Origin of the sequence: Nocardia sp. NPDC051990, from assembly GCF_040680755.1 — a bacterium.
Classification (GTDB): Bacteria; Actinomycetota; Actinomycetes; order Mycobacteriales; family Mycobacteriaceae; genus Nocardia.
In genome coordinates, this window is record NZ_JBFAXH010000025.1 from 1 (window position 1) to 19,867 (window position 19,867).

General features: G+C 66.9%; 23 protein-coding genes and 2 pseudogenes. 15 read left to right on the top strand and 10 right to left on the bottom strand.

Features of this window, described 5'->3' with window-relative positions:
- Positions 1-164, bottom strand: a pseudogene (locus tag AB0L63_RS29765) (hypothetical protein); the annotation flags it as partial.
- Positions 161-928, bottom strand: a complete 768-nt coding sequence (locus tag AB0L63_RS29770; RefSeq protein WP_364507500.1) for a sigma 54 modulation/S30EA ribosomal C-terminal domain-containing protein — start codon at positions 926-928, stop codon at positions 161-163. The pseudogene AB0L63_RS29765 and the gene AB0L63_RS29770, both read right to left, overlap by 4 nt.
- Positions 929-1,171: 243 nt before the next feature.
- On the opposite strand from AB0L63_RS29770, the gene AB0L63_RS29775 reads away from it, so the two are divergent.
- Positions 1,172-1,624 carry a CBS domain-containing protein gene (locus AB0L63_RS29775; RefSeq protein WP_364507503.1) on the top strand — a complete coding sequence of 151 codons (453 nt, stop codon included), beginning with the start codon at positions 1,172-1,174 and terminating at the stop codon, positions 1,622-1,624.
- Between the two features lie 292 nt (positions 1,625-1,916).
- Here AB0L63_RS29775 and AB0L63_RS29780 read toward each other — a convergent pair whose 3' ends face one another.
- The 3 genes from AB0L63_RS29780 to AB0L63_RS29790 all read right to left on the bottom strand — a co-directional run bounded on the left by AB0L63_RS29780 (position 1,917) and on the right by AB0L63_RS29790 (position 4,397).
- On the bottom strand, positions 1,917-2,612 hold the full coding sequence (locus AB0L63_RS29780) for a phosphoribosyltransferase family protein (RefSeq protein WP_364507506.1): 696 nt from the start codon (positions 2,610-2,612) through the stop codon (positions 1,917-1,919).
- A gap of 242 nt (positions 2,613-2,854) precedes the next feature.
- Entirely contained in the window at positions 2,855-3,451 is a 597-nt protein-coding gene (locus AB0L63_RS29785) for a vitamin K epoxide reductase family protein (protein ID WP_364507508.1), read from the bottom strand.
- Positions 3,438-4,397, bottom strand: a complete 960-nt coding sequence (locus tag AB0L63_RS29790) for an acyl-ACP desaturase (RefSeq protein WP_364507511.1) — start codon at positions 4,395-4,397, stop codon at positions 3,438-3,440. Before AB0L63_RS29790 ends, AB0L63_RS29785 begins: the two co-directional genes overlap by 14 nt.
- 758 nt (positions 4,398-5,155) lie before the next feature.
- Between AB0L63_RS29790 and AB0L63_RS29795 the strand changes: the two genes are divergently transcribed.
- The 4 genes from AB0L63_RS29795 to AB0L63_RS29810 are packed head-to-tail and all read left to right on the top strand — an operon-like array spanning position 5,156 to position 9,342.
- Positions 5,156-5,818 (top strand): DUF2267 domain-containing protein, encoded by a 663-nt coding sequence (locus AB0L63_RS29795; protein WP_364507514.1) that lies wholly within the window; start codon positions 5,156-5,158, stop codon positions 5,816-5,818.
- Position 5,819: 1 nt separating this feature from the next.
- Positions 5,820-6,986: a site-2 protease family protein gene (locus AB0L63_RS29800; RefSeq protein ID WP_364507517.1), complete on the top strand. Its 1,167-nt coding sequence runs from the start codon at positions 5,820-5,822 to the stop codon at positions 6,984-6,986.
- 45 nt (positions 6,987-7,031) lie between these two features.
- Entirely contained in the window at positions 7,032-9,059 is a 2,028-nt protein-coding gene (locus tag AB0L63_RS29805; RefSeq protein ID WP_364507520.1) for an erythromycin esterase family protein, read from the top strand.
- 22 nt (positions 9,060-9,081) lie between these two features.
- On the top strand, positions 9,082-9,342 hold the full coding sequence (locus AB0L63_RS29810; protein WP_364507523.1) for a hypothetical protein: 261 nt from the start codon (positions 9,082-9,084) through the stop codon (positions 9,340-9,342).
- A gap of 330 nt (positions 9,343-9,672) precedes the next feature.
- On the opposite strand, the gene AB0L63_RS29815 is transcribed toward AB0L63_RS29810, so the two are convergent.
- The 3 genes from AB0L63_RS29815 to AB0L63_RS29825 form a co-directional block, all read right to left on the bottom strand.
- On the bottom strand, positions 9,673-10,551 hold the full coding sequence (locus AB0L63_RS29815; RefSeq protein ID WP_364507526.1) for a universal stress protein: 879 nt from the start codon (positions 10,549-10,551) through the stop codon (positions 9,673-9,675).
- A 60-nt stretch (positions 10,552-10,611) separates the two neighbouring features.
- Positions 10,612-11,214 (bottom strand): hypothetical protein, encoded by a 603-nt coding sequence (locus AB0L63_RS29820; RefSeq protein ID WP_364507529.1) that lies wholly within the window; start codon positions 11,212-11,214, stop codon positions 10,612-10,614.
- A gap of 112 nt (positions 11,215-11,326) precedes the next feature.
- Positions 11,327-11,899, bottom strand: a complete 573-nt coding sequence (locus AB0L63_RS29825; protein ID WP_364507532.1) for a SulP family inorganic anion transporter — start codon at positions 11,897-11,899, stop codon at positions 11,327-11,329.
- Positions 11,900-12,013: 114 nt separating this feature from the next.
- Here AB0L63_RS29825 and AB0L63_RS29830 point away from each other — a divergent pair, with 114 nt between their 5' ends.
- The 10 genes and pseudogenes from AB0L63_RS29830 (at position 12,014) to AB0L63_RS29875 (ending at position 17,948) form a co-directional block, all read left to right on the top strand.
- Positions 12,014-12,778 (top strand): SDR family oxidoreductase, encoded by a 765-nt coding sequence (locus AB0L63_RS29830; protein WP_364507535.1) that lies wholly within the window; start codon positions 12,014-12,016, stop codon positions 12,776-12,778.
- A gap of 5 nt (positions 12,779-12,783) precedes the next feature.
- Positions 12,784-12,906, top strand: a pseudogene (locus AB0L63_RS29835) (universal stress protein); the annotation flags it as partial.
- Positions 12,907-12,950: 44 nt separating this feature from the next.
- Positions 12,951-13,826 (top strand): universal stress protein, encoded by an 876-nt coding sequence (locus tag AB0L63_RS29840; RefSeq protein WP_364507538.1) that lies wholly within the window; start codon positions 12,951-12,953, stop codon positions 13,824-13,826.
- A gap of 14 nt (positions 13,827-13,840) precedes the next feature.
- Positions 13,841-14,761, top strand: a complete 921-nt coding sequence (locus AB0L63_RS29845; protein ID WP_364507541.1) for a universal stress protein — start codon at positions 13,841-13,843, stop codon at positions 14,759-14,761.
- 129 nt (positions 14,762-14,890) lie between these two features.
- A complete protein-coding gene (locus tag AB0L63_RS29850; protein ID WP_364507544.1) occupies positions 14,891-15,199 on the top strand; it encodes a hypothetical protein in 309 nt (102 codons plus the stop codon).
- A 290-nt stretch (positions 15,200-15,489) separates the two neighbouring features.
- On the top strand, positions 15,490-15,708 hold the full coding sequence (locus AB0L63_RS29855; RefSeq protein WP_364507547.1) for a hypothetical protein: 219 nt from the start codon (positions 15,490-15,492) through the stop codon (positions 15,706-15,708).
- Positions 15,709-15,763: 55 nt separating this feature from the next.
- Positions 15,764-16,021, top strand: a complete 258-nt coding sequence (locus AB0L63_RS29860) for a hypothetical protein (RefSeq protein WP_364507550.1) — start codon at positions 15,764-15,766, stop codon at positions 16,019-16,021.
- Between the two features lie 39 nt (positions 16,022-16,060).
- Entirely contained in the window at positions 16,061-16,966 is a 906-nt protein-coding gene (locus AB0L63_RS29865; RefSeq protein ID WP_364507553.1) for a universal stress protein, read from the top strand.
- A 22-nt stretch (positions 16,967-16,988) separates the two neighbouring features.
- Positions 16,989-17,165: a hypothetical protein gene (locus tag AB0L63_RS29870; RefSeq protein WP_364507556.1), complete on the top strand. Its 177-nt coding sequence runs from the start codon at positions 16,989-16,991 to the stop codon at positions 17,163-17,165.
- A 90-nt stretch (positions 17,166-17,255) separates the two neighbouring features.
- On the top strand, positions 17,256-17,948 hold the full coding sequence (locus AB0L63_RS29875; protein WP_364507559.1) for a TIGR02206 family membrane protein: 693 nt from the start codon (positions 17,256-17,258) through the stop codon (positions 17,946-17,948).
- Between the two features lie 209 nt (positions 17,949-18,157).
- Here AB0L63_RS29875 and AB0L63_RS29880 read toward each other — a convergent pair whose 3' ends face one another.
- Both AB0L63_RS29880 and AB0L63_RS29885 read right to left on the bottom strand, forming a co-directional pair.
- On the bottom strand, positions 18,158-18,403 hold the full coding sequence (locus tag AB0L63_RS29880; RefSeq protein ID WP_364507692.1) for a DUF1918 domain-containing protein: 246 nt from the start codon (positions 18,401-18,403) through the stop codon (positions 18,158-18,160).
- A 43-nt stretch (positions 18,404-18,446) separates the two neighbouring features.
- The gene (locus AB0L63_RS29885; protein ID WP_364507562.1) at positions 18,447-19,862 is read right to left on the bottom strand and encodes an RtcB family protein; all 1,416 of its coding nucleotides are present in this window, start codon (positions 19,860-19,862) and stop codon (positions 18,447-18,449) included.
- Positions 19,863-19,867: the final 5 nt, after the last annotated feature.

Genomic DNA, 19,867 nt, shown 5'->3' on the forward strand with positions numbered 1-19,867 from the left:
CCGTCTGTTTCGACGAGATGGTTGACCGGGCGGATTGCTGGTAATGCGTTGCGGCTGAACACCACTCGACCGATCGGGATGGACGCGAGCAGGTTCAACGCCGACGTCCGATCGAGCTCGACAACCGCGCGGGCTGAGTGGCCGTCGACGGCGAATTCGGTCATGATCGACCGCCCTGTGCCGCGGGCAGCACGATTGCCAATGCTCCGTCGTAGCGGCGGTACAGCAACCGCCCTCGCCGACTGCTCGGATCGGTGAAGAACAGGAACGGCAGGCCGTACCGACACAGCCGGGCCACAGCCTCGACCTCGGTCAGGCGCCGTGTGGGGTGCGGATTCACGGTGAGGGACAACGCCGAAGCCGACTCGGGCAGCTGCCGCTGGTGCTGTCGGGCCAGGCGCACCCCCAGCGGGCCGGCCCAGTAGACGACCGCGTCGTCACCGGTCTCCGCATCGGTGTAGAGGTAGGCGTCATAGTCCATCGCATCCATCGCCCGCACGGCTTCGTCCGGAGTTCCGGTCAGCAGTGCGCTGTGCTTACGGCGCACGATCGGACGTTCGTCGGTGGGCATCGCCAATGGCGGTCGCGCCGGATCGGGCCAATACCGCGGCAGTGCACCGGAGGTCAGCCGCGCGAGCTGGCGGTCGAGCCGGTCGGCCAGGAAGGTTGCGATGAATCCGCTGGGACCCGGAACCTGGACTCGCACATGAGTATTCCGGAACGCCACTTTCGCTTGCGCCAGGGTCGGCGCGTCCGCGCACGCCGGTCCGGTGAGTCGCACTCGCGCCGATACATCGACATGGTGACAGCGCAGCGTTCTATCGACCGCCCGCATCACACGGTTGATCAGAACGGGATCCACCGCCCCCTTGGTGGTGCACTCTCGTTCCCTAGCTGTCCCCGTCGACCACAGCTCGGATGTACTCACTCGGCAACCCCTTCTCGGCAGCCCTGCCGCACGCAACCCAGGCAGTGTCAATCGGACGCCGCGGCACCGAACAGGGCCAAAGGTCCCATGAATCGAGGACGTTGGGTTCATCGCACCCGAAGCGCGGGGCGAACACCACCGCCGAATCCTCGCGGCACAGTTACTTTCGGCCCTCGCTGCCCCGATCCGACCGGTCGATGATGGGTGCGACCAGTGCACGACCTATTCGACAAGGAGCCAGTCATGACTACCGCACAGGCCATCATGCAGCCCGATGTCGCGAGCATTACGGTCCGCGACACCATGGAGACCGCGGCGCAGCGGATGCGTCAGCTCGATATCGGCGCTTTGCCGATCTGCGATGGTGAGGGACATCCAGTCGGCATCGTCACCGATCGCGATATCGTCGTCAAGTGCGTTGCCGCCGGGGTGAATCCGCGCACGACCACCGCGGGTGAAATGGCTCAGGGCGAGGACCTGCTCACCGTCGACATCGGCACCGAGGTCGATGACGCGCTGGCGCTGATGGGGCAGCACCAGATCCGACGACTCCCGGTGACCGAGGCGGGCAAGCTGGTCGGCATCATCACCGAAGCCGACCTGTCCCGCCGCCTGCCCGATACCACCGTTGGTGAATTCGTGGAAGCCGTATGCGCACAACATCTTCCGGCATCCACCGACCAAGGGTCACAATAATGTCGGGGAGGGCTCATGCCCCGGGCACGTTGCCGGGGCATGAGCCATATCCCGGTCAGGCCGCCCCCAAGGCGGTGACCACGGCCGCGCGGCTCGGGTTTGCGCCAGGATCCGCCGGTACAGCGTGACATGATCACCGGTCATCCGGTGCATATCGAAACGCCGCGCTGCCGCGGCCCGGCACGCGCTCCGGTCGACAGTGGGGCGATGACCCCCTCCATCGGTGCGAGCATTTCCGAATACGCCTGCTTCGGATGGTCGCACATCCGGCGACCAGATGGTCCGATCGGTGCTAGGACGACCGGCTCCGGAGCATGGGATCATCCGCGCCGACCTCAGTGTGCCATGGAAAGGCCGCGGCGTTGCGCCGCAGCAGCTCGACGACCTCGTGTTCGGAGGTGTACCCGTACCGCCGGTACCACTGCCCGATCGCGAAGAGCCGCACTGGCGTCTCGAGGCGGATCACCTCATTGGCGACCGTGTTCAGCGCCGAGACCATATCCCGGGCAATGACCGGAACGGCCCATGCGACCCGCCGGGCTCCACGCAGCCGGGCGATGCGGCATGCGGCGCGGGCCGTCGCGCCGGTAGAAACGCCGTCATCCACGATGACAACCGGTCGCCCGAGCAGCGGGATTCGAATGCGCCCTGCCCGCAATCGCTCGACCTGCTCGGCGAGTGCCTCCAACTCGTCGTGCTCGATTCGCGCCATCTCCGCGGCGGTCAGCTCGTACCGACGCGCGACGGCGGCATTGCGCACCCGCACACCATGCTCCCCGACCGCGCCGAACGCGATCTCGGGCCGTCCGGGCACGCCGAGCCGACGGACCACGACCAGATCCAGCGGCGCGTCCAGCGCCCGTGCGACTTCGTACGCGACAGGGACACCGCCACGCGGCACCCCGAGCACCACCACATTGTGATCGTGCAGGAACCGCAGGCGCAGGCCGAGCCGACGCCCGGCGTCACGGCGATCGACAAACATCATCGGCACCCTTCTGGCGGAGATCGACTCGGTGCTCACTCAGGATGGCACTGGTACGGACGCCTGCCACGGGCCCAATGTCGCGCCAATGGACCCCGAAAGTCACCGCGCCGAATCGAAGACTCTGACCTCGGGTCAGGTCGGGGAAGTGCCCCTGAACCCCGCGACCGTCCCATGCTGCGGTAGCGCAGCATGGGACGGTCGCGGTTCGGGTGGTCCGGAGTCATACGGCACAAAGAGGCCGGTTACACCAACGACAGCCAATAGTCCTGGAACCGCAGGAAAACCAGCAGCAGGACGACCGCGTAGAACAGTGCCAGCATTGTCCATCGCCACTGCACGAATGCGCCGAGCAGTCCGCTCGTTCGGCCCCACAGTCGATCGCTCACCACGACCGACAACAACGGTGTCGCGACCCACACCACCATGCAGTAGGGACACAGTGCGTTGATCCGGTACAAGGTCTGGAAGACGAACCAGCACACGAATCCGACACCAACCGCGGTACCGAGCCACAATCCACCCCAGATCCAGCGCGGCAATCCGACCCCGGCCACCACCGACACGGCGAGGGTGACCACCACCGAGAAACCCACCACGCCGAGGATCGGATTGGGGAATCCGAAGACCGCCGCCTGCTTGGTCAGCATGACCGATCCGCAGGACAGGATCGGGTTGAAGCTGCACGACGGGCGGTAGCCGGGTTCGGTGAACAGCTTGAAGCGCTCGATGGTCAACGTGACCGAGGCCAGCCAACCGAGCAGACCACCGATGAACAGTAGCCACGCCGAGACCCGCCGAGACGGGTCCACGGCGGTGGCCGGCAAATCAGACCCGGGCACGTTCACGAGCCAATGCGCGGTCGCGCTGTTCCTCGAAGCGAGGGATCTTCACCTGCTCCATATCCTCGAGAAACGCCGCCAACCGCTCGCGCACCTGTTCGCCGCGTGCGCTGAAATCGGTGCGGCTGAACAGATTCCACTGCCGCAGCACCGGTTGCAGGACCTCTTCGAGATGTTGGCGCAGATCGTAGACGCCGTGCTTGGCCATGAGCACACCGTTGCGACGGAAGTTCGGCATCCCAGCACCGGGCATCTGGAAGTTTTGCACGATATTCGCGATGGCCTCGATCGTCTGATCGGGCACCAGATCCAGGGCCGCGCCGCAGATGGTGCGATAGAAGATCATATGCAGATTCTCGTCGGCGGCGATGCGCTGCAACATCTTGTCGGCGACCGCGTCGTTGCATACCCGGCCGGTATTGCGGTGGGTAACCCGAGTGGCCAGCTCCTGGAAGCTCACATAGGCGACCGAATGCAGAAATCCGGCCCCACTGTCCACATCGGCCGTGCTCACCCCCGATGCGAAGCCGTTGGTCATATGCACCATCCTGGCTTCTTCCAGTGCGACCGGATCGACACCGCGAGTCACCACCAGATAATCGCGAATCACCGTGCTGTGCCGCATTTCCTCGGCGGTCCACCGGCCCACCCAGGTGCCCCAGGCGCCGTCGCGGGAGAAGTTCTCCGCGATCTCGCGGTGATAGGAGGGCAAATTGTCCTCGGTGAGCAGATTCGTGATCATCGCCGCCTTGGCGACCTCGCTGAGCGCAGATTGCTCGGCCGCCCAATCGATCCCGCCGAGTGCGGCGAAATTGCGGCCCTCATCCCATGGCACGTAGTCGTGCGGATGCCAATCCTTGGCCATCGACAGGTGCCGGTGCACGCAGTCCTCGGCCATCGGCTCCAGCTCGGCGAGTATTTCGCGCTGGGTCAGATCACGCGTCAATGGTATTGCCTACCTTTCCTTTTCGATGGGTCTGATACCGGTGATAATGCTCGGCTCGCTCGGTCGGCTTCCCATGCCACCATTGCGCCCCGCCGCCGCCCAGGGCCGAAGGTCCCCGCGAACCAGCGACCGAATGCCCTTTTATCGAGGCCGCGGGATGAATCACATTCCCGCGACCGGCGAATAGACACGCACACCCGGACATCGGTCTCCCGGCCAGCAGTCGGGGCGGCGAGGTCGGCGTGGGCCAGGACGACCTCGCCGCTCATGGCGGCAACCAGCGCAACGTGGGTGTGTTTGCCGACGGACCCTCGGCGTGCCGGTCCACCGCCAGGCGATGGTCAGCCCGCCGTGCGTCAGCCCGCTAGTTCGGATCGCGCCTTGTCCCAGGAGAATTCGCGACACGTTCGGTCGTAGTCGATGAGAATGGCCCGCGCCGGTTCGGTCTGCGGCTTTGCGATCGGCATCTAGCCGACCACACCGCCTGTGGATGCGCCGATTGGGGCCGTAGCTGTCATATCGCCATCGTCACCGCCCGGAGCACCGCACGGCCGAGTCCCCGTGTGCGAAACGCCCACCAAGGAGAGGACTTCCGGCCAACGCGTGCCGGAGCCACCGCACTGCGCGATATCGGGCGATCGGTGATCCGAAAGCAGGACCATCGGCACACCCGAGAGCACCCTTCGGCCCTTGGCCAGCGGCCACGTGCGTCGCAGGCTGGGCCGTACGACACCAGGGAAGGACCGAGGAGGCCAGCCATGCCGCACCACGACGATCCCTTCGCGCCCGCCGTGCAGACCGCGCACGATTGGCTGCGCGCCATCGCCGACAGTCTCGATAGCGACCCGGCCTTCGCGTACCGGGCGCTACGTGCCTGGCTGCACACCGTGCGCGACCGCATCAATGTCAGCAGCTCGGCGCATCTGGCCGCGCAGTTGCCCGAGTTGCTGCGCGGGGCCTACTACGAGGGCTGGGTGCCCAGCCATGTGCCGGTCCGACATGGCACCGCCGAATTCGTCACGCATTTCGCCAGGGCGGCGGGCATCGACCGGGACGAGGTCGGCCTGGTCGCGGGTGCGGTCACCATCGCGTTGGCGGACCTGTTCTCCCCCGGCCAGATGAACCGGATCTTCGCGGTCCTGCCCATGCACCTATACGGCGTACTTTGCGGCGCCCAACCGCCGGCCGACGAGTCGATGACCGAATGGCAACCGGTCACCATGGCTCGCGAGGTCGATCCGGTCGCCAACCTCGAGAACCGTATCCAGGCGCTCGGCGATGCCGTCGCGGTCCTGGCGCGCGGCCTCGAGCGACTTCCCGCCGATAAGCCCGGGGACGACCGCTCGAACCTCGCGGCCCAGCAGGCACATCGCATTCTGCTCGCCGAAGGTCTGGTCGGCGCCGAAGCGCGGGAGCGCTGACATGCTGCGTGCGACGATTCCGCTGGGGCGGGTCGCGGGCATTCGCGTCGGCGCGCATTGGTCGGCGCTGGTCACCCTGGGCCTGTTCACCTATCTGCTCGGCCGCTCGCTCACCGACACCCATGGGAACTCGGTGGTGGTCTGGCTGGTCGCCGCGGGCGGCGCGGCTGGGCTGTTCGCCTCCCTGCTGAGTCATGAGCTGGCGCATTCGATCGTCGCGCGCCGCCGCGGCACTCGCGTCGATGTGGTCGTGTTGTGGCTGCTCGGCGGGGTATCCGAACTCGGTGACGAACCGAAGGATCCGCGCTCGGATCTACGGATCGCAATAGCCGGACCGCTGACCAGCTTTGTGCTCGGCGTCGTGTTCTTCGGTGTCGCCGAGGTGGTCGGGGTGGTGGTCAATGGGCCGGTGCCGGAGATGCTCGGCTGGCTGGCCGCGATGAATCTCATTCTGGCCGTGTTCAATCTGCTGCCTGGCGCGCCACTGGACGGTGGCCGCGTGCTGCGTGCACTGATCTGGCGGCGCACCGGAGATCGGTTGCGCGCCACCACCATTGCCGCGCGCAGCGGCCGGGTCCTCGGGCTGGCGCTGCTGATCCTCGGTGGCATGGAACTGCTGCTGGTTGGCAACGGTGGCGGGCTGTGGCTGATGTTGCTCGGCTGGTTCCTGTTCTCGGCCGCGAATGTCGAACTGTCCGCCGCCGGGCTGCGACATCGGCTCGGCGACATCCGGGTACGCGATGTCATGACCGAACGCCCGCTGTCTATTCCGGCCACCTGGTCGGTCGGCGACCTGCTGCGCTCCCAGATCGTGCATTCCGATCACCGGGTGTTCCCGGTCATCGATTCGGCGGGTCACCCGATCGGTGAACTAGCTTGGTCCGATCTCGCGGCATTGCCCGCCGCGGCGCGGGAGACCACCGCCGTGCGCAGGATCGCTCGTCCGCTGCCGCCGACGGCCCGGGTATCCGGTGACGAACTGCTGTCCACTGTGGCATCCCAGGTAGTGCTGCGCCCCGATTTCGATGTCGTCGCGGTCGTCGATACACCGGGTCGACTCGTCGGTGTGGTCACCGCGACGGATCTGACGCTGGCGGTTCAGCGCAGCGCGCTCGGTCTTCCCGCGCACCGACCGGAACGGTTCTGGCCGCCGAATACCGCACTGTGACAAGATAATTCGGCCCGCAAGGGTCCAGCTGATGGGAGGCTTGCGATGAGCCATACACGAGTACAGCCGGAACCACCTCGACCGATCTTCCGGGATCGGCACGAGGCGGGCCGGGTGCTGGCCGGTCTGCTCGAACACTATCGCGGCGATCCTGATGTGCTGGTGCTCGGACTGCCGCGCGGTGGTGTTCCGGTCGCTTGGGAGGTCGCCGCGGCGCTTGGTGCGCCGATGGACGCGTTGGTCGTGCGCAAGCTCGGCGCACCGGGTCATCCGGAGTTCGCGATCGGCGCGCTGTCCAGCGGTGGCCGCGTTGTCCTCAACGACGATATGGTGCGCGCGCTGCGGCTCACCGCCGAACAGGTGCGCAGTATCGCCCGCGATGAGGCCGCGGAGATGGTCCAGCGGGAGTCGGCGTATCGCGCCGACCGCGGGCCGATCGAGGTGGCCGGGCGGACGGTGATCCTGGTCGACGACGGATTGGCCACCGGCGCGAGCATGTTCGCGGCCGTCGAGGCGATCCGGGAAGGCGAGCCGAAGCGGATCGTGGTCGCGGTCCCCGCCGCACCGGAGTCGACCTGCCGGGGATTGGGCGCATCGGTCGATGAAATGGTCTGCGCCACCATGCCGACTCCGTTCCGCGCGGTCGGTGAATGGTTCTGGGACTTCACGCAGGTCACCGACGAGCAGGTGCGCATCCTGCTGGGGATGTCGACCACCGGCACGGCCGTCCCACGCATCGACGCCACGGCGACCATCCGCGCCGCGACCGTCGACGCGCCCGGCGGCGTCCCGCCCGCGTGGGCACTCGACGAGCTGATCGGCGATGCCAGGTTCGTGCTGATCGGTGAAAGTTCGCACGGCACAGCGGAGTTCTACCGGGCCAGGGCCGCGATGACGCGGTGGCTGATCGCGGAGAAGGGCTTCGTCGCCGTGGCGGCCGAGGCGGACTGGCCCGACGCCTATCGGGTGAACCGGTACGTACACGGGCGCGGCACCGATACCACCGCCGAGCAGGCGCTGCGCGGATTCGAACGCTTCCCGGCCTGGATGTGGCGCAATACCGAGGTCCGCGACTTCGTCACCTGGCTGAACGAGCACAATGCCGAGCAATTGCGCAACGACGCGCCGCAGACCGGCTTCTACGGTCTCGACCTCTACAGTCTGCATCGGTCGATGCATGAGGTGGTGCGCTACCTCGACCGTGTCGATCCGAACGCGGCGCAGCGCGCCAAGATTCGCTACGCCTGCTTCGACCACTTCGCCGGTGACGACGCGCAAGCCTACGGGTTCGCCGCCGCCTTCGGCGCGGGCAGATCCTGTGAGGCCCAAGTGATCCGGCAGATGCTGGAGTTGCAGCGCGTCGCGATCGCCCGGGGTGAATTGGAACCCTTCGCCGCTGACGAACTGTTCGACGCGCTGCGCAATGCCTGGTCGGTGCGCGATGCCGAGGCCTACTACCGGGCCATGTTCGGCGACCGGGTGTCCTCGTGGAATCTGCGCGACGAACATATGGCCGACACCCTCGACGCACTCGCCACCCATCTCGGCCGTTCCGGTGAGCGCGCCCCGGCTCGAATCGTGGTCTGGGCGCACAACTCTCACGTCGGTGACGCCCGCGCCACCGAGACGGGCAGCGAAGGCCAGCTCACGCTCGGACAGCTGATGCGCGAACGCCACGGCCGGGACTGCCGTCTCATCGGCTTCAGCACCTGCGCCGGCACGGTCACCGCGGCCGAGGACTGGGGTGGGTCCGCGCGCCGCAAAACCGTCCGTCCCGCATTGCCTTCGAGTCTGGAGGAACTGCTGCGCGACACCGGCAACCCGGAATTCCTGCTCCGCATGGACCTTTCCGGCGAGGCCGGCGAACTGCTGCGCCAGCCCCGCCTGCAGCGCGCGATCGGCGTGGTCTACCAGCCGGGCACCGAACGCCAGAGCCACTACTTCCATACCAGGCCTGCCGACCAGTTCGACGCACTCATACACATCGATCACACCACCGCACTCGAACCATTGGAGCCGACCAGCGAATGGATCGCGGGCACCACGCCCGAGACCTACCCATCCGGTCTGTGACCGATCATCGTTGGCACACACCATGATCGCACCGGGGCGACGCCAAGTGGCGGACCTGCGGCTCGCCGCCGCCGGTGTGCTGATGACCGTGTTGTGCACACTCGCGACCGGGTTCGCCGCGATCGACCGGGCCGGCCGCGAACTGTTCTTGCGCATCGATCTCGGCCGCCGCATCCCGCTGCCCACCATCGCGATGGCGATGCTCGCCGCCACCGCGCGAATCTATCCGGGTGCGTACACCCCGCTCGACGTGCTCGGTGGTGCGGCGCCGGGCTCGCGGTAGGTGCGCTGCTCAACCTCACGGTCGGCATCACCTGCCCCCGGCTCGGCCCCGATTCCGGAGCCGTAGGCCCCTGGTCGCACGTGGGTTCGGTTGGGACAGTGCAGATCCACCGACGAAAGAGCGATGACGATGACGACTGAGGCGACCCGGGCACCGGCCGCGCGAGCTAGGCCCGCTGACGACGATCCACCCACACCCCGAGTCGTCGAGCGGCATGCCGGCGATGCGGTGCGCTTGGTGCTCGGCATTGTGGCACTGACTCCCGTGGCTGCCACGACCGTGGCGGCGTGTCGTCTGGGCGTTCGCCGGAGTGGTCGCCGTATCGTCTGATCAGCCTTTGCGCACCACGATCATCGGGCACTCGACCGTATGCAGCAGCGCGTTGCTGGTCGATCCGAGCAGCATGCTCGCGAACCCACCGCGGCCGTGGCTGCCGACCACCAGCAGCTGCGCATTCACCGACTCCTCGAGCAGTGCCCGAACGGGCCGGTCCACCTTCAGGATTCGCACCACGGGCACGTCCGGGTACCGATCGCGGTAACCGGCCATATTCTCGGCCAGCAGGGTCTGCTCGGACTCGCGGGCGGCCTCCCAGCCGGAATGCGGCAAATCGATGCCGCTGGCATCGCTCCAGGTGTGCAACGCCGTGAGTCCGACTTTGCGTCGTGACGCCTCCTCGAACGCCAGCTCGATGGCGGGCACACTATTGTCCGATCCGTCGACACCGACCAGGACCGATTTGCTCACCGACACCGGATCCAGCGCCGGATTTCCATGAATCACCGCGACCGGACAGTGCGCGTGGTGGGTGAGCGCGGTGCTGACCGAGCCGAGCAGTCCGCGCTGGAACGCGCCGACGCCGCGGCTGCCGACCACCAGCATCCTGGCCTGCGCCGAGCGCGGGATCAGGGTCGAGATGATCGGTGCGAAGATCACCTCGGTAGTCAGGTCCAACTCCTCGTCCGGTGTGGCCTGCTGCGCCACGCGGGCCGCTTCGGCGACGATCCGCTCGCCGTCGCGGCGCAACCACTCCACATCCGCTTCGCTCGGGGCCTTGTCGGGACCGAAGTTCGCCATCGCCAAAGACGTGAGGATACGCAGCGGACAGTGGTGCAACGCGGCATCGACCGCGGCCCAGGCGACCGCCTGATACGAACTCGCCGAGCCGTCGACGGCCGCGATGATCTGCCGCCCTGCGGAATTGCCCATCGTCACTTCCTTTCCGATATGACCGACAGAGCCGGTCGCTGTTCGGGGTCACCGCGCCACTCATTGCGGGTCCTCTTTGATCGGACTATTGAACTGACGCCACTGCCGGTCCCAGCCGACTCCATGACGCTGTTCGAGCAGCCATACCGCGCCCTGCATCAGCAGGTACGCGACGATCCAGGTGCCGTTGAACACCATGACGCCGACGCCGATCCCGGTCAGCGCGGCGGCGGCGGAACGCCGTGGCGCGGCAGTCGGAGTCCCGTCCGGCCCCAGCCACACCGTCAGGTGATCGCCGGGTGCCGCGTGGTTGGGCACGCGCACAGTCGCGGTGTCGGGACGGCCTTCGTGGGTCCACTGCACCCGGGCCTCGGGCAGATGCGACGGCGTGCGCTCGGGTTTGTCGGTGATCACCGCGCTCACCGCGGATTTCGCCGCGTCCTCGGCACGGATCCGGGCCGCGGCCTCGGTGTAGGCGGCCGTCCCCCATGCCCCGGCGATCGGGATGGCGACGACGACCGCGAGTGCGACCACGAGTCGCAGTACGGCCTCGATTCGATCCGACGGCCGCAGCAAGGGATTCGGACTCCACGGGCGCAGCCACCACAGCCGTCGCACTGGAGACCACGCCGCACGGATCGGGAACGCCGAGTCCTGCGACATCGCCGATCACCTTCTTCCGGTCGCGTTTGTACTGATTCGAGCATCGCGCGTGGGCGCGTGCGCGGGCAGGGAAGAAGGTCATCGTCTCCCGGGGTCCACCGACCTCGCCTTTTCATAGACCGCGACTACGGCCGGCGAAGTCGGATACGAGCGAATGCAGCTGCGCCGGAATGGGTTCCCCTTCGACCGAAATCCCGGTCATGCGTCCGAGCTGGCCGACGATCATGATTACCGCGGTACCCGCCAAATATCCGACGAGCACCGGTTTCGACAGCAGATCGGCGAGCACGCCGAGCTGCGCCACCGCTCCCCGCCAGACACAGCGCGCCCACCAACAGGGCGAGCATCGCTGCCAATGCCGCGTATCGATCCGGATCACCGGTCGCAGCGGCGCCAGCGCCACCGCGGTCATCAGCGCCGTGGTCGACTCCGGTCCCACCGACAGCTGCCGGGACGTGCCGAGCAGCACGTATACCGCCAACGGTCCGATCGCGGCCCACAGCCCGACGACCGGCGGCAGTCCGGCCACGGTCGCATAGGCCGTCACCTGCGACACCAGATAGGCGGCGACCGTGGCACCGGCCAGGACATCGGCACGCAGCCGAGTCCGGTCATAGCCGTCGAATTGCCGCAGGCCCGGAAGTAGACGCGCCAGCAGATGGCCAGAATCGCACGGTTCGATCACCGGACGGCGATGGTCGAAGGTCCCTCGGCATGCGTCGGTTCGGCACTGTGCGGGCGCGCTGCCCGGTCGTAGCGTCGAATCGAAGCAGTTTCCACGGCAGCGGAGGTCGACACCATGTCCGAATTCCATGGCCGAACTGCCGTCGTCACCGGGGGCGCGCACGGTATCGGCGCGGCCATCGCCCACACCCTCGTCAAGTCCGGCCTGAGCGTCGTCGTGGCCGATCTCCTCGACGCCGAGGGGGCGGCAACCGCCGAATCCCTAGGCCCGACAGCGATATTCCGCCACCTCGACGTCACCGACGAATACGGCTGGCGGCAGGTGCTCGACGATGCCGAAGCGAATTTCGGACCGCTCGCCGTGCTGGTGAACAATGCGGGCATCGTCGACTTCGGCGGCATCGAGTCCGAATCCCCCGCGATGTTCCGCCATGTCGTGGATGTCAACCTGTACGGCGCGTGGCTCGGCATGCATCTGGCGGCCCCGCGGCTGCGCGCCAATGGCGACGGTGTCATCGTCAACATCTCCTCGACCGCCGGGCTGATCGGCTACTCCGGGATCGCCGGATACGTGGCGAGTAAATGGGGCCTGCGCGGTTTGACCAAGGCCGCCGCGCTCGAACTCGGCGATGCCGGGGTCCGAGTCTGCTCGGTGCATCCCGGCCCGATTCACATTCCGATGACCGCCGGTTTCGACGAGAGCATGGCTGCGGGGCAACCGCTTCCGCGTTTCGGTGAGCCAGCAGAGGTCGCAGCGATGGTCGGTTTCATCGTCACCGAGGCCACTTTCTCGACCGGATCGGAATTCGTCATCGACGGTGGCGCCACCGCGGGCATGACACTCGTCGAACCAACCAAGGCGCACGGAACGTGGCAATGATCGCGGCGCAGTTACTCGTTGTCGGTAGCCGGGGTCGCGGCGGGTTCGGTGGGCTGTTGCTCGGCTCGACCAGCAATACGCCGGTCCAGACCGTGTATCGCCCGGTCATGGTCATCGACCTGCGGTAACACCACCCCCGTCCCCCTGTCGCGCAGAAGGGCCACCAACTCCCATGCCCACCACCATCAATCCCCCCGTACTCGTCGGCATCGATGGTTCCGTTGCCGCCGCCGAGGCCGTGCGCTGGGCCGCGGTCGACGCCGTCCACCATCGCGCGCCCCTGCACATCGTGCACGGTATCGGCGCGCCGATGGACTTCGGACCCGCAGTTACCTTCGACCAGATCGACTACGACACCTACCGGGCCGCCGGTAACGAGGCCCTCGACACCGCCCGCGGATACGCGACCGCAGCGGCCGCGCCCGTCGGCGAACTCGACATCACCACCTTCATGGTCGAAGCACCACCGATCCCGGTCCTGCTCGACCGCTCCAAAGACGCCCGCCTACTCGTCGTGGGCACCCGCGGCCTCGGCGCCTTCCGCCGCGGCCTGCTCGGCTCGGTCAGCACCGCCGTGGCCAGGCACGCACACTGCCCGGTCGCCGTCATCCCCGAACCGGAGAACTACACACCAGACCGGCTACTCGGGCCGGTCCTGGTCGGTGTCGACGGCTCGGCCAGCTCCACCTGCGCCATCGAGATCGCCTTCGACGAAGCCGCCCACCGCAAAGTTCCGGTGCGCGCGGTACTCACCTGGTCCGCATTCAACCGCTACATCTCCCGCACCGACATGCAGAACGAAGCCGAACAACTCCTATCACAAAGCCTCGCCGGCTACACCGAAAACTATCCCGACCTGCAAATCCAACGCGTCGTCGTCGAAGACCGACCAGCCCGACGCCTCCTCACCGAATCCGAAAACACCCAACTCATCGTCCTGGGCAGCCACGGCCGTGGCGGCTTCGCCGGCATGACCCTCGGCTCAGTCAGCCAAACCGTCCTCCACGCCACCGACTGCCCACTCATCATCGCCCGCCCACACAACTGACCGAAGGTATCGACATGATCGCTCCTCGCGAAGCGAATCCACACCAACTGGCATCAGCCGCGGTTGTGGTGGGAACTGACGGCTCGACAACCAGCGACGCCGCCGTCCAGTGGGCCGCGCGGACGGCGGCTCACAAGCGGCGACGGTTGCTGATCGCGCACGGCCTCGACCTCGCCGGTGCCCGCGCGGCCCTGGGGAGCTACGACGCCATGGAGCCCTCGGTCGTCGGGCCGTTGCAGGTCCGCGGTGAGCACATCCTCGCCAAGGCCAGTGCACTGGCTCATGACGTCGCCCCAGAGCTGGCCGTCACTACTGAACTCTCCGAAGCGAATCCCGCGAAATTGTTGATCGAACTCTCGCAAACTGCCAACCTGGTCGCCCTCGGCGCCACCCCGGGTGTCGGCACTCTCGCCCACCTCGGGTCGACACTGCTTGCGGTGGCCAGCCACGGGCATGGTGCCACGGTAGTCGTACGCGGCGCTGACACGGGGCAACCGGCTCATCCCGGCGGTCCGGTCGTGGTCGGCGTGGACGGCAGCCCGGTCGGTGAAGCCGCCATCGCGGTGGCATTCGCGGAGGCATCCGAGCGCGACGCCGAACTCGTCGCCGTGCACGCCTGGAGCGATCTGAACGTCGGCGCGTTCGCCGGCGAGGGCTATCTGGAAATCCCCATCGTCGACCTCGAGATCGCCGAACACGCGCTGTTGGCGGAGCGGCTCGCGGGCTGGCAGGAAAAGTATCCCGATGTCACCGTGACCCGCAAGGTCTCCGTTTTCGGACCACATGAGCTGCTCGGTAAATGGTCGGAGTTCGCGCAGCTGATCGTGGTCGGCAGCCGTGGACGCGGCGGATTCCGCGGCCTGTTGCTGGGATCGACCGGCAATTGGCTTGTGCAGCACGCCGACTGCCCGGTCATGGTCGTACATCCGAGCTGACCTTCGGCCTCACCCTCCGGGACCGAAGCCCCTGCTCGACCACCCCGCCGGACCGGCATGGTGATCATCGGGCCGCGGACAAACCGCCCATCCGCGGCCCACTCCACATTCCCGATCGAAGGAATCATCATGAGCAGCGCGACATTTGGCGCACCCATCCACACCAAGCCTGGCGAGAGCCTGGCCGATTCCTTCAATATCCCGGGCATCGTGCTCTTCGCACTCGGAGTGGTCGGCCTGGCCTCGACACTCACCGCCGCGGCTCACGGTTTCGCTGGTTGGACGAAACTCGCCGCCCTCACCACCGCGCTGCTGTTCCTCACCAGTATTTCGCTGTTCCTACTGGAACACGAACGGCTGCGCCGCCTGGCCACGCACCGCGCGATAACCGAGCCCGCAGCAACGGATCCAGCGGGCGGGGAGATCACCGGACCGTAAGGCCCGAGTCAGGCTTACATCGCACAGCGCCGCCCCGCGTTATCGACAATTCTTGCGGTACAACGCCATCGGGATCAGCTGGAAAGGGCCTCACCGACTATCAGTTCACAAGCCCGCCCGCCCAGTTGAGCCGCCGCTGACCGAGTCGTGCCGCGGGGCTGCTGCGGACGCCCGCTGGGTGCCGAAGTCACCGAAACCAGAGCCGTTCGCCACACCTGATGACCATCGGCACATCCGAACGGGAGGAAGGGCCGTATCCAGCGGCGCTACTGTCGGACGACAGTCGAAGTATGACCCGACTCGCCCTCGTTGTGCCCGACCGTCCGACGATGATGGCCGCGATGCGGCTGGCCTGCCGAGCCCCCTCGGTGCACAACACCCAGCCGTGGCGCTGGGTGTTCGATGGCACCCGGCTGCAGTTGCACACCGATACCGACCGGCAGCTGCTATCGATCGACCCGCACGGTCGTCGCTCACTCGCGGACGTCTTCAGCGAATGCCACGGCTGACCGAGACGCGGCCGAGACGCGGAAACGACTGTCCCCGAACACAAAGGAGTTTCCGATGGACGACATCGACCGGCGGATCTGCCAACTCTTCCCCGACGTCAGATGGACGCCCTCGGCCGCCGCCTTCATCGCCTCCAGCGACGAATACCCCGGCTTGACCTATGCCGACGAGTGCTCCTCGCTGGCCGCGATCGACGGCCTCGAATGTCTGATCCGGCACACCATGAGCACCACCCCGGCCGAACCGGCGCCGCACTATTCGATGAGCTCGCGGACCAAAGACTGCATCGCCGACCGGTCGACCAGTGGATAGCCAGCGACGCCCGCGCAACCAACTCGAAGGACAACCGAGATGACCGAGAACGATCCGCACCGGTTGGCATCGGCGCAGGTGGTCGTCGGTGTGGACGGCACGCCCGCGTCGAATCTCGCCGTTCGATGGGCCGCCCGGACCGCCGCGCAGCGCGGGCGGACACTGTTGATCACGCATGGCATGGATCTGCGTGCCGCAACCGTCGATCTCGACGCGGGCGCCATCCACGCACTCATGGACGAAATCCGCATGCGTGGTGCGGATTTCGTCGCCATGGCGGAGGGTATCGCACGCGAGGAAGCCCCTGAGTCGACCGTTTCGACAGAGGTATCCGAGGCACATCCCACCGAGCTGTTGATCGGGCACTCACGCACCGCCCATCTGGTGGCCATGGGGGTAACACCCGGAATCGGTGCCGCCGCACATCTCGGATCGACCCTGCTGGCCGTGATCGCGCACGGCCACGGCAGCGTCGTGGTCGTGCGTACCGCAGACCCGCGCGGACAGCTATCGGCCGAGGGGCCGGTGGTGGTCGGTGTCGACGGCAGCCCGGCCGAACAAGCCGCGATCGCCACCGCCTTCGCCGAGGCGTCCGACCGAGGGGCCACGCTGGTCGCGGTGCACGGCCACCACGACCTTTTCGTCGATTCCTTCGTCGGATACCCCTTCGTCGACGCACCCCTCCAGACGATGGAAACCACGCAGCGCGAACTGCTGGCCGAACGCCTGCGTGGATGGCAGGAGAAGTACCCGAATGTCGAGGTCCGTCACCGGGTCTACGACCGGCGCATCCGGCAGCGTCTGCTGGAGTGGTCCAAGACCGCACAGCTCATTGTGGTCGGCAGCCGTGGTCGCGGCGGATTCCGCGGCCTTCTGCTCGGCTCCACGAGCAATGCGCTTGTGCAACATGCATATTGCCCGGTCATGGTCGTACATCAGGACTGAACCAACCCGCGATGCCGATAACATGCGATTCGGCGTCGCCACCGCCCAACGCGGGTGGGTGGAAGCCGACCGGGTCATCAACACCTGGCCGCTGCATCGCCTGCGCCGCTTCCTCGCCAAGGGCCGCGATTACTCCCGGCCGCCGAGCCGACGTCGACAATTCGACTGGCACTGCGGTGCCGGTGCGGCCAGTCCATGACCGACCCGCCACTCCCGGCCACCGAGACCTCGGCGGCACAGCTCGACTGAAGCCGTCTGCGTCAAGCCCACCCGCTTCTAGAGTAGGAAGATGTACCCGCTGGCGGCGCGGCGAGAGTTCTCCGCTTACGGCCTGTCCCACTGGCTTGTGCTGGCCGTATTCGCAGTCGGGGCGGTGCTCGCCGTCCACATCGGACGTACACACCGAAATGCCGGCGCCGCACGGCGTTTCAGCCAGGCCTTCGGTGCCACGACGCTGGCGCTATATCTGGCGATCTACCTGTTCATATCGATCCCGCCAACTATCGACCGTTCGGTCCCGTTGCGCCTGACCGACCTCGCGACCCTGGTCGCCGCGTACGCGCTGTGGTCGCACCGGCGCTGGGCGTATGCGCTGACCTACTACTGGTGCCTCACGCTGAGCACGCAGGCGCTCATCTCACCAGCACTGCAGAGCCCGGACTTCCCGCACTACGAGTTTCTGGCCTTCTGGGCGATTCATCTGACCGTGGTCTGGGCGGCGATCTACCTGACCTGGGGAATCGGTATGCGCCCGGACTGGCGAAGCTACCGGATCACCGTGGTAGCCACTGCGGTGTGGGTCGCGATCACCTACACCTTCAACTCCCTCGCCCATACCAACTACGGATTCGTCAACGGGAAGCCCTCGACCCCGTCGCTGCTCGATGTGCTCGGACCCTGGCCGTGGTATCTGGCCACCGTGACCGTCCTGCTGATTACGGTATGGGCCTTGATGACTTGGCCCTGGACTCGTGCCCGCTGAGCGATACGCGACGGACCTCGACATTCGGGTACTTCTCCTGCCATCCGCGCAGGCGTTCGGCCAGCAGTTCGCGCCGCGTGGTCTCCATGGCGAAGATCGTGGCCACCCCGGCACCGGGTTCACGCAGTCCGCGCCAGACGGGCCGCGCGGCGGTTCAAGGACCGCGTCGTCGGGGGCCGAGCAAGTCCCACCGTTGTCGAATGCTGAGCCTATTCGTGCTGCATCGAGGAGAACCGTGCCGCCGCTATCTCCTCTTGGGCGCGCAATTCGGCGTTGCTGAGCACGTACGCGTCCGGGCCGGGGAAGGTCAGCGCACGATGTCCGGTGTCGGTCCAATGCACGAGGTACGGCGGTGAGCCGTCCGCCGAATGCACTTCTTCGATCAGGCCCCGCCGGACAGGCCCACCGACAACGCGGCCCTCCACAACCAGCCAATCTCCAGGTTTCGCATGCATCCTGCCGTAATGGCTTTCGTCCCATGACAAGCTGAGTCACTGATCAGCCTTTGATGACGCCGAGCGGCACGAGTCGGGCCACTGTCCGACACAGCCCCGCGCCTTCGCTGGCGGCGGCGACTGCGGTGATGTCTTTGTATGCCGCTGGTGCCTCCTCGGCGAGGCCCTTCCAGGACAGGCCACGCACCGCGATCCCCTGCCGCTCGAGGTCGGCCCGTAATGTCTTGCCGCTGATGTTGCGTGCCGCGGCGTGCCGGCTCCAGACCCGGCCCGCGCCATGACATGTCGAGTGGAACGCCTGGCCGTTCTCGACCCCGGTGCATACGAACGACGCGGTTCCCATGGTGCCGGGAATCAGCGTGGGCTGACCGGATTCGGTCAGATCCGCGGGTACATCGGGATGTCCGGGCGGTAGCGCTCTGGTGGCACCTTTGCGGTGTACGCACAGTAGCCGCGGCCGACCATCGATATCGTGGGTTTCAATGGCGGCCAGGTTGTGTGAAACGTCGTACACCAGGTCCAGACCAGCGCCGGTTCGGGCCAGGATGATCCGGCGGACGGCCTCGGCGAGCAGCTGCCGGTTGGCGCGGGCGTAATTCGTTGCCGCCGCCATCGCGGCCAGATAGTCCTGGCCTTCCGGGGAGTGCACGGGGGCGCAGGCAAGCTGGCGATCCGGGACTTCGATGCCGTAGCGGCGCATCGCCGGTTCCATCAGTCGCAGGTGGTCGCCGCAGATCTGATGTCCGAGTCCCCGCGAACCGCAATGGATCATCACGCATACCTGATCAGCATGCAGTCCGAAAGCGTTCGCGGTCGGTTCGTCGTAGATCTCGGCCACGGCCTGTACCTCGAGGAAATGGTTACCCGAGCCGAGACTGCCGACCTGGCCCAGGCCGCGGGCAACCGCGCGATCGCTGACCAGATCCGGATCGGCCCCGTCGACCCTGCCCTGGTCCTCGCACCGTCGTAGGTCACGAGGTACGCCGTGGCCTCGTTCGATGGCGTATGCAGCGCCCTTGGTCAGGATTTCGCCGAACTCGCCGCGGGAGACCTGCCACAGCCCGCCGCGGCGGAAGCCGCGTGGGATCGCGGCGTCGAGATCGTCCATGACGGCGGTGAGTTTCGACGCGAATGTGGCGCGGTCGAGGTCGGCGGCGAGCAGCCGCACACCGCAGGAGATATCGAATCCGACCCCGCCCGGGGATACGACGCCATCGGTGGCGATATCGGTCGCGGCGACGCCGCCGATAGGGAATCCGTAGCCCCAGTGCACATCCGGCATGGCGTAGGAGGCGAGCACGATTCCCGGGAGCGTGGCCACGTTCACGACCTGTTCGAGTGCCTTATCTCCGGCGATATCGGGCGCCAGCGCCCGGGACGCGAAAACCAGTCCGGGAACCCGCATGTCGCCGTGTCGTTCGATGCGGAACCGGAATGGTGTCTCCTCGATGAGTTCCATGACCG

Coding starts and splice junctions, on each gene's coding strand:
- AB0L63_RS29820 (WP_364507529.1), bottom strand. CDS start 11,214: ATGTCGCAGGACTCGGCGTTCCCGATCCGTGCGGCGTGGTCTCCAGTG.
- AB0L63_RS29885 (WP_364507562.1), bottom strand. CDS start 19,862: ATGGAACTCATCGAGGAGACACCATTCCGGTTCCGCATCGAACGACAC.
- AB0L63_RS29780 (WP_364507506.1), bottom strand. CDS start 2,612: ATGATGTTTGTCGATCGCCGTGACGCCGGGCGTCGGCTCGGCCTGCGC.
- AB0L63_RS29865 (WP_364507553.1), top strand. CDS start 16,061: ATGACCGAGAACGATCCGCACCGGTTGGCATCGGCGCAGGTGGTCGTC.
- AB0L63_RS29800 (WP_364507517.1), top strand. CDS start 5,820: ATGCTGCGTGCGACGATTCCGCTGGGGCGGGTCGCGGGCATTCGCGTC.
- AB0L63_RS29855 (WP_364507547.1), top strand. CDS start 15,490: ATGACCCGACTCGCCCTCGTTGTGCCCGACCGTCCGACGATGATGGCC.
- AB0L63_RS29845 (WP_364507541.1), top strand. CDS start 13,841: ATGATCGCTCCTCGCGAAGCGAATCCACACCAACTGGCATCAGCCGCG.
- AB0L63_RS29830 (WP_364507535.1), top strand. CDS start 12,014: ATGTCCGAATTCCATGGCCGAACTGCCGTCGTCACCGGGGGCGCGCAC.
- AB0L63_RS29880 (WP_364507692.1), bottom strand. CDS start 18,403: ATGCATGCGAAACCTGGAGATTGGCTGGTTGTGGAGGGCCGCGTTGTC.
- AB0L63_RS29840 (WP_364507538.1), top strand. CDS start 12,951: ATGCCCACCACCATCAATCCCCCCGTACTCGTCGGCATCGATGGTTCC.
- AB0L63_RS29815 (WP_364507526.1), bottom strand. CDS start 10,551: ATGGGCAATTCCGCAGGGCGGCAGATCATCGCGGCCGTCGACGGCTCG.
- AB0L63_RS29875 (WP_364507559.1), top strand. CDS start 17,256: ATGTACCCGCTGGCGGCGCGGCGAGAGTTCTCCGCTTACGGCCTGTCC.
- AB0L63_RS29795 (WP_364507514.1), top strand. CDS start 5,156: ATGCCGCACCACGACGATCCCTTCGCGCCCGCCGTGCAGACCGCGCAC.
- AB0L63_RS29850 (WP_364507544.1), top strand. CDS start 14,891: ATGAGCAGCGCGACATTTGGCGCACCCATCCACACCAAGCCTGGCGAG.
- AB0L63_RS29775 (WP_364507503.1), top strand. CDS start 1,172: ATGACTACCGCACAGGCCATCATGCAGCCCGATGTCGCGAGCATTACG.
- AB0L63_RS29805 (WP_364507520.1), top strand. CDS start 7,032: ATGAGCCATACACGAGTACAGCCGGAACCACCTCGACCGATCTTCCGG.
- AB0L63_RS29810 (WP_364507523.1), top strand. CDS start 9,082: ATGATCGCACCGGGGCGACGCCAAGTGGCGGACCTGCGGCTCGCCGCC.
- AB0L63_RS29860 (WP_364507550.1), top strand. CDS start 15,764: ATGGACGACATCGACCGGCGGATCTGCCAACTCTTCCCCGACGTCAGA.
- AB0L63_RS29870 (WP_364507556.1), top strand. CDS start 16,989: ATGCGATTCGGCGTCGCCACCGCCCAACGCGGGTGGGTGGAAGCCGAC.